This window comes from Sphingomonas sp. (assembly GCF_042096255.1).
Lineage (GTDB): Bacteria > Pseudomonadota > Alphaproteobacteria > Sphingomonadales > Sphingomonadaceae > Sphingomonas.
Map to the genome: position 1 here is coordinate 22,951 of NZ_JBELLZ010000036.1, position 7,158 is coordinate 30,108.

Sequence of the window (7,158 nt, forward strand, 5' to 3'; positions counted from 1 at the left end):
TATCGCGGCATGCCCTTCGACCCGCAAGCATATCGCCCCGAGACCGCACTGCTGACTTTGGGCGACGGCTTCTACGATGCCGTGCAGGCTGCGGACTTCCCGGAGACGCGGCTGCGCTTCCGCAACGATCGCGCCGCGGCGGAGATCGGCATCGCCGGCCTCACCGATGCCGAATGGACCCGCCATTTCGGCCGTTTCGATCCCCTCCCCGGCTCGCTGCCCCAACCGCTGGCGCTGCGCTACCACGGCCACCAGTTTCGCCAGTACAATCCCGACATCGGCGACGGCCGCGGCTTCACCTTCGCGCAGGCGCGCGACACGAATGGGCGCCTGATGGACCTGGGCACCAAGGGCTCGGGCCAGACGCCGTGGAGCCGCTTCGGCGACGGCCGGCTGACGCTCAAGGGCGGCGTGCGCGAGATCCTCGCCGCCGAGATGCTCGAAGCCTTGGGCGTCCCCACCAGCCGCGCCTTCAGCCTGATCGAGACCGGCGAGCAACTGGCGCGCAACGACGAGCCCTCGCCCACTCGCTCCGCCGTGCTGGTCCGCCTCAGCCACGGCCATATCCGCATCGGCACCTTCCAGCGCCTCGCCTTTGAGCGCGACGAGGCGGGGCTGCGCACGCTGACCCGCTATGTCCTCGCCAACCTCTACGGCGAGTCCGGCGACGATCCGCTCCGCCTGCTCGACCTGGTGATCGGCCGCACCGCCACGCTCGCGGCGCGCTACATGGCCGCGGGCTTCGTCCATGGCGTGCTCAACAGCGACAACATCAACGTGACCGGCGAAAGCTTCGACTATGGCCCCTGGCGCTGGACGTCGAGCTGGGACCCCGCCTTCACCGCCGCCTATTTCGACCATGCCGGCCTCTACGCCTTCGGCCGCCAGCCCGAGGCGATCCACTGGGACGCGATGCAGCTCGCCGTCTCGCTCCGCCCTTTGGTGGAGGCCGAGCCGATGATCGCGCTGCTGGAGACCTTCGCCCAGCGTTACGGCGAGGCGATCGTGGCGGCCTTCCTGTGGCGGCTCGGCCGTACACCGAAGGGCAGCGGCGACGATCAGGCGCTCGTCCAGAGCGTCGAGCGCGCGCTGCGCGACACCGCGACGCCGATCGACCGTTTCTTCCACGATGCCTTCGCGCAGCCTCTGCCCGACGGCTACGGCGCGCCGTGGACGGAGGTGCGCGCCGCCCTCGCCGCCTACCCGCCGCGCACCGCTCGTAGCGCCTTCTGGCACGGAGAACCCTGTTCGATGCTGATCGACGAGGTCGAGACGATCTGGTCCGCGATCGCGCAATCCGACGATTGGGGGCCGCTCCACGCCAAGGTGGCACAGGTGCGCGCTTTCGGCGCGGCGCTGGCCGGCTAGCAAAGCGCCGCCCGTTGATGCAAACGGCTGGTCCGTTCCGGAGTAAACGCCCGGACGAACGGTGGAGTGCATGAGCGTAGCCGAACTGGTCTCCTTCGAACCCGCCACTGGCGCGGAACTGTGGCGCGCCCCGCATGGCGATGTCGATGCGGAGGTCGCCGCGGCCCGGGAGAGCTGGGCGGCATGGGCGGCCAAGCCCGTCACGTTCCGGACGGAGACGATGCGCCGCTTCACCAATGTGGTGCGGCGCAAGGCGGATGCGTTCACCGACCTGCTGGCGCGCGAGACGGGCAAGCCCCTGTGGGAGGCCCGGACCGAGATCGACACGGTGATCAACAAGGTTGAGATCTCGATCACCGCCTATAATGAGCGGACCGCGCGGCGACAGCTGGACAGCCCGATGGGCAGCCGCATGGCGCTGCGCCACAAGCCGCACGGCGTGCTGGCGGTGCTGGGCCCGTACAACTTCCCCGCGCACCTGCCCAACGGCCACATCGTCCCCGCGCTGATCGCGGGCAACGCCGTGGTGTTCAAGCCGTCGGAGAAGACCCCCGCCTCCGGCGCCTTCCTGATCGACTGCTACCGCGAGGCGGGCGTGCCCGAGGGATGCGTCCGCCTGCTGATCGGCGGCCCGGACGAGGGCCGCGCGCTCGCGGCGCACGACGGGATCGACGGGCTGCTGTTCACCGGCTCGGCGCGCACCGGCATCGCGCTCAACCGCGCCTTTTCCGAAAAGCCGGAGAAGATCCTGGCGCTGGAAATGGGCGGCAACAACCCCATCGTCGTGTGGGACACGCCCGATCTTTACCAGGCGGCGGTGCTGATCGTGCAGTCCGCCTTCACCACCGCGGGCCAGCGCTGCACCGCCGCGCGGCGGTTGATCGTCGACGAGGTGCTCGCCGAACCGCTGCTCGCCGAGATCAACAAGCTGCTCGACCGGCTGATCGTGGGCAGCCCGCACGACAGCCCCGCGCCGTTCATGGGGCCGGTGATCGACAACGACACCGCCGACCAGCTGACCGAGAGCTTCCTTGCGCTGACGATGCGTGGCGGCCGCCCGCTGCGCTATCTGGAACGTCCGCAGGAGGACCGGCCATTCCTGCGCCCCGCCATGCTCGACATGACCGACGCGTCCGAGCGCCCGGACATCGAGCTGTTCGGCCCGATCCTCCAGGTGATCCGCATGCGCGACTTCGACGCCGCGATCGCGGAGGCGAACTGCACCCGATACGGCCTGTCCGCCTCGCTGATCAGCCAGACGCCGTCGCTCTACGACCGCTTCTGGTCGGGCATTCGCGCCGGCATCGTCAACTGGAACCGCCCCACCAACGGCGCCTCCTCCGCCGCGCCGTTCGGCGGCATCGGCTGGTCTGGCAACCATCGCCCCAGCGCTTACTACGCCGCGGACTATTGCGCCTATCCGGTCGCCTCCAACGAGGCGGAGGCGGCGCGCGCCGCGATCGGCATTGGACTCAAGGACGCATGAGGAAACATCTGCTCGCCACCCTGACGCTGCTCGCGCCCGTCGCCGCGCATGCCGAAACCGACGAGGCGGTCTGGGTCAACGTTACCGCGCAAGGGGCTATCAAGGACCGGCTGGTCTATTTCGCCGAAGTGCAGCCGCGCGTGAACGACGGTGCGTCCGAACTGCGCCAGCTGCTGCTGCGCACGGCGATTGGCGTGGGGGTGAGCGACGCGGTTACCCTCTACCAGGGCTATGCCCGCGTGATCGACTACAGCGCCGGCGGCGATCAGTTGGAGAACCGCAGCTTCCAGCAGGTGACGTGGAACGTCGCCAAGGGCTCATGGGGCGAGCTCCAGTCGCGCACCCGTATCGAGCAGCGCTTCGTGGAGGGCAGCGACGACGTCGGCGTCCGCCTGCGCCACATGGCGCGGTGGGAGCTGCCGCTGGAGAAGAAGGATCGACCGGTCGGCGCGCTCGCCTGGGCGGAGGGGTTCGTCGCGGTCAACGACACCGATTGGGGCGCGCGCGCCGGCATGGACCAGGTGCGCCTGTTCGGTGGCGCCGAAATCCCGCTGTTCGGCCGATCGACGCTGGAGGCGGGCTACATGGCGCAGATCACCGACCTGCCCGCCGGCCGTTCGCGGGTGCGGCACATCGCGTCGCTGACGTTCCAGCTGCGGCATTGATCGGCCGCCTCATCGCGTCATGCCTTTGTGCCGCACAGGCTGATCAGAACCGGATGCCGGGATACCAGCCGCTTCGAGCGAGGAATGCGTGTGCGTCGCGGACTTCGATGATATCGCGGATCGCCGCACGCTTGTCGGGCGCGCGACGATAATAGCTTTTGGCGATCCGATAGCCGACCCAATAAGCGAGGTTGCCGGACTTCTCCATCGTGCCGTCGTTCAGCCAGCCGGACAGGTCCGTCTTGTCCATGTCGGCGACGAACCGGCGCTCGATCTCCCGTTCACGCCCAACGGCATCGCGGGCAAGCTGCGGATTGCCGAGGCCGCCCGAGATCAACTCGCCGACAAAATCCGCCCCTCCCTCCACCAAGGCGCCCTCCAGGACGGTCCAGCCCGCGTCATTGTCCACCATCTCGGGCGGTTGCTGGACGTGCACGAACTCATGGGCGGCGACGTGCACGAAGCGATCGGCTAGATCCGGCGAGTAGTAGCGGACGCCGCACAAGGCCTCCAACCCGATCTGCAGCCCGTGAACGGGACTCCCGACCCCCACCGGACGTCCCCGCCCGATCGCAACGGTGACCGGCGGGAACCTGGCGGCGGGATAGATCGCCTTCAATCGCTTGAGCGCCGCGGCCAGCCTCGGGCGGGCGCTCGGAAGGACTGCGGCGCACCGCCGGGCGTTCAAGTATAGCTGCGGCTGATCCGCGATCGCCGCCGCGATCCGCTCGGCCGTGGTATTGCGTACACGTGCGAACGTGCGCAGGCCGTTACTTCCTGCGTCCAGATAGTCGTGCTGGATCTGCGCGGCGCTGGGCCGGCGCGCAGTCGCGTCATAGAGGCGGTAGAAAAGGTCGACGTCCGACGTCACGATGCGCACGGCCGGCTCGCGACTCACCGCGGAGCCGGCAGCGAACAGCACCGCCGTCAACAGCACCAGCTTCGCTGCTTTGATCGCCTGCATGGGGCACCTGCACCTGATCGGTTCACGCAATACGTGCCGCACGATTCGTCCGGCTAGCGCGTATATCACCTTTGCGTCGGGCGGCTGATGTGTCGAGTCGACGCTCCTTGAAGGGTATGCGGCGGTCGAACCGACCACGAAGGCAAGGCGCTGCCATATGCGGGCGCAGGTTCCAATCCATGGATGGTTTGGCAAAACGATTGCGTCGGCTGCAGAAAGTGATTGGCAACCGTTAGACAAGCGTCGGGTGAACGGTAAGGGAGGCTTGGTCCGACCCTTAGGAGACTTCCATGCCCTCTGGCCTCGTCGCCCTGCTCGACGACATCGCCGGCCTCGCCAAGCTGGCCGCTGCCTCGCTGGACGATGTCGGCGCGGCTGCGGCCAAGGCTGGCACCAAGGCGGCGGGCGTGGTGGTGGACGATACCGCGGTCACCCCGCGCTACGTGGTCGGGCTCAGCCCCGCGCGCGAGCTGCCCATCATCGGCAAGATCGCTTTGGGGTCCCTGCGCAACAAGCTGCTGATCCTGCTGCCCGCAGCGCTGCTGCTCAGCGCCTTCGCGCCCTGGGCGGTCACGCCGCTGCTCATGCTGGGCGGCGCATTCCTCTGCTTCGAGGGCGCGGAGAAGGTAATCGAGGCACTGTCGGGCGAACATCACGATGCGGTGCACGACGGCGTCATCGATCCGGTCGAGCTGGAGAACCGACAGGTCACGGGCGCGGTGCGTACCGACTTCATCCTGTCGGCCGAGATCATGGCGATTGCGCTCAACGAGGTTGCGGGCGAGCCACTGCTCACCCAGGCGGTCACGCTGGCGCTGGTCGCGGTGGCGATCACCATCGGTGTTTACGGCGTGGTTGCGCTGATCGTGAAGGCGGACGATGTCGGCCTGCACCTCGCCACGGGCCGCAGCGGCGCGCTTGCCGCAATCGGCCGCGGGCTGGTCAAGGGCGTGCCGGTGCTGATGCGCGCACTATCGGTGATCGGCACCGCGGCGATGATCTGGGTGGGTGGCGGCATTCTCCTCCACGGCGCCGAGGTGCTGGGCTGGCCGGCGCCCGCGCACTGGCTCCACCATGTTTCCGAGGTCGCCGGCCATGCCGTGCCGGGCGTCGGCGGCGCAATCGAATGGCTGATCTACGCCGCCGGCTCGGGCGTGGTCGGGCTGGTGGTGGGCGGGGTGATCGCCTGGGCGGTCCATCAGATCGCCAAGGCCCGTGGCGCTCACTAAATCCTTCCCGCTCGCTGGGAGGTGGCAGCCGCAGGCTGACGGAAGGGGGGCTTGCCGCGGGCGACACCGAGGAGGAGAGCCCCCTCCGGCGCTCCGCGCCACCTTCCCGTGAACGGGGAGGATCGGAAAACATCGCCTACGCGACGCCCAATCATCTCTGCATTGCCCCCGCGCGCCGCTCGGCCCATCTGGCGATCATGGCGACCCTTCTCGATCCGGACGCGCGCGGCCGCGTCATCCTCGTCGGCGCCGGCCCGGGCGACCCCGGCCTGCTTACCGTCCGTGCGGTGGAGGCGCTGCGCTGTGCCGATGTCGTCGTGCATGACGGCCTGGTCGATTTGCGCGTGCTGGAGATCGCGCCTGCCTCGGCGCAGCGCATTTCCGTCGCCAAGACCCGCGCCCGCCACACCCTGCCGCAGGAGGCGATCAACGCGCTGATCGTCGCGCATGTGAAGGCGGGCAGCGTGGTGGTGCGCCTCAAGGGCGGCGACCCCTTCATCTTCGGCCGCGGCGGCGAGGAAGTGGAGGCGGTGCGCGCCGCCGGCCTCGCGGTGGAGGTGATCCCCGGCGTCTCCGCGGCACTCGGCTGCGCGGCGGAAGCGATGCTTCCCCTCACCCACCGCGACCATTCGAGCGCGGTCAGCTTCGTCGCGGGCCAGTGCAAGGGGCTGACCGATCAGGACTGGTCCGGCCTCGCCGGCCAGGGACGCACCCTGGTGATCTACATGGGCGTCGCCACCGCCTCCGACATCGCCGACAAGTTGATCGCTGACGGCGTCGCCCCCGACATGCCGGTGGCGGTGCTTGAAAAGGGCACCCTCCCCGGCCATCGCGCGCTCCGGACGATGCTCACCGATCTGGGCGAGATGGTCCGCCGCGAGAAGGTCGCCAGCCCGGCGATCATCGTCGTCGGCGAGGTGGTGGAGCTGTCCGATGCGGAGGACAAGCTGACAAGCTATGCGCGCATCGCGGAAGGGGCAGCGTCTTGAAGATTCTTACCGGCAATGATCTCGCCAGCGGCGACGTGACCTGGTGGACCGGCACCGGCTGGTCGCGCCATGTCGAGGATGCCACCGACGTGGGCGACATGGGCGAATCGATCGCCAAGGCGGAGGAAGGCGCGCGCCGTGTCAACGTGCCCTATGTGATCGACGCGGTGATGACCGGCGAGGGCCCCCGCCCCGCCCACATCAAGGACCGCATTCGCGCGCTCGGCCCGACGGTGCGGCCGGACCTGACGTTGAAGCCTGCCGATCCCGAGGCGGGAAGCTGGGTGATCTAATCTCCCCTCCCTGCAAGGGAGGGGTCGGGGGTGGGTCGAGGCCGGGCGATACGGCTCCTCTCCGAAATGCCAGTGCCGTATCGCCAGGACGCCACCCCCCCCCAGCCCCACCCTTGCAGGGAGGGGAGTGAGGTTCGAGTATGTACAAGTACGACCAATATGAT

7 protein-coding genes are annotated in these 7,158 nt (G+C 68.8%); 6 read left to right on the top strand and 1 reads right to left on the bottom strand.

All coding sequences use genetic code 11. The annotated features are described in order from the left end of the window. Positions 1–9: 9 nt before the first annotated feature. From ACFDTH_RS08810 to ACFDTH_RS08820, 3 genes are all read left to right on the top strand, one after another. Positions 10–1,368, top strand: a complete 1,359-nt coding sequence (locus tag ACFDTH_RS08810) for a protein adenylyltransferase SelO family protein (protein WP_375287161.1) — start codon at positions 10–12, stop codon at positions 1,366–1,368. A 70-nt stretch (positions 1,369–1,438) separates the two neighbouring features. After that, on the top strand, positions 1,439–2,854 hold the full coding sequence (astD, locus tag ACFDTH_RS08815; protein WP_375287162.1) for a succinylglutamate-semialdehyde dehydrogenase: 1,416 nt from the start codon (positions 1,439–1,441) through the stop codon (positions 2,852–2,854). After that, entirely contained in the window at positions 2,851–3,519 is a 669-nt protein-coding gene (locus ACFDTH_RS08820) for a DUF2490 domain-containing protein (protein WP_375287163.1), read from the top strand. Before astD ends, ACFDTH_RS08820 begins: the two co-directional genes overlap by 4 nt. Before the next feature lie 43 nt (positions 3,520–3,562). Here the strand turns inward: ACFDTH_RS08820 and ACFDTH_RS08825 are convergent, their stop codons facing one another. Further along, complete coding sequence (locus ACFDTH_RS08825) at positions 3,563–4,621, bottom strand: lytic murein transglycosylase (protein ID WP_375287164.1); 1,059 nt, start codon at positions 4,619–4,621, stop codon at positions 3,563–3,565. 152 nt (positions 4,622–4,773) lie between these two features. On the opposite strand from ACFDTH_RS08825, the gene ACFDTH_RS08830 reads away from it, so the two are divergent. The 3 genes from ACFDTH_RS08830 to ACFDTH_RS08840 all read left to right on the top strand — a co-directional run bounded on the left by ACFDTH_RS08830 (position 4,774) and on the right by ACFDTH_RS08840 (position 6,994). Further along, a complete protein-coding gene (locus tag ACFDTH_RS08830) occupies positions 4,774–5,712 on the top strand; it encodes a DUF808 domain-containing protein (protein WP_375287165.1) in 939 nt (312 codons plus the stop codon). Between the two features lie 197 nt (positions 5,713–5,909). Then, entirely contained in the window at positions 5,910–6,701 is a 792-nt protein-coding gene (gene cobA / locus ACFDTH_RS08835; RefSeq protein ID WP_375287166.1) for a uroporphyrinogen-III C-methyltransferase, read from the top strand. After that, positions 6,698–6,994, top strand: coding sequence for a DUF2849 domain-containing protein (locus ACFDTH_RS08840; protein ID WP_375287167.1), 297 nt, complete (start codon positions 6,698–6,700; stop codon positions 6,992–6,994). The genes cobA and ACFDTH_RS08840 overlap by 4 nt, the downstream gene beginning before the upstream one ends. The last annotated feature ends 164 nt before the right edge of the window (positions 6,995–7,158 follow it).

Coding starts and splice junctions, on each gene's coding strand:
- ACFDTH_RS08810 (WP_375287161.1), top strand. CDS start 10: ATGCCCTTCGACCCGCAAGCATATCGCCCCGAGACCGCACTGCTGACT.
- astD (WP_375287162.1), top strand. CDS start 1,439: ATGAGCGTAGCCGAACTGGTCTCCTTCGAACCCGCCACTGGCGCGGAA.
- ACFDTH_RS08820 (WP_375287163.1), top strand. CDS start 2,851: ATGAGGAAACATCTGCTCGCCACCCTGACGCTGCTCGCGCCCGTCGCC.
- ACFDTH_RS08830 (WP_375287165.1), top strand. CDS start 4,774: ATGCCCTCTGGCCTCGTCGCCCTGCTCGACGACATCGCCGGCCTCGCC.
- cobA (WP_375287166.1), top strand. CDS start 5,910: ATGGCGACCCTTCTCGATCCGGACGCGCGCGGCCGCGTCATCCTCGTC.